The sequence below is a fragment of the Pseudomonas putida genome (genome assembly GCF_022627325.1).
GTDB lineage: Bacteria > Pseudomonadota > Gammaproteobacteria > Pseudomonadales > Pseudomonadaceae > Aquipseudomonas > Aquipseudomonas putida_X.
Genome location: NZ_JAETZZ010000053.1, coordinates 1 through 282, shown reverse-complemented (window position 1 = coordinate 282; position 282 = coordinate 1). Strand labels below are relative to the sequence as shown.

Below are 282 nucleotides of genomic sequence, written 5' to 3'. Positions count from 1 at the left end.
CGACGATCGCCATCGTTGTCGGCCTGGTCCTGGCAAACCTGTTCCATAGTGGAACCGCGAACTGTTCGAGGATATGCGCAAAGGCGGGCTGACCGCAGCCAACTGCACGGTGTCGGTCTGGGAAGGCTTCAAGGCCACCGTCGACAACATCGCTGCGAGCCAGAAGCTTATCCGCGACAACAGCGACTGGGCGCACTCGCCAGCCACGCGGATCGGGTTCCAGAAAGGCGCAATGATGGTGCCGGCGCCCAGACGGATCTTCTCGGTGCGCGCGGCCAGGTA

The 282-nt window shown here is 63.1% G+C and carries 1 pseudogene; it reads left to right on the top strand.

What is annotated here, in order from left to right:
• Positions 1-61: 61 nt before the first annotated feature.
• A pseudogene (locus JNA92_RS25675) lies at positions 62-282 on the top strand (hypothetical protein); the annotation flags it as partial.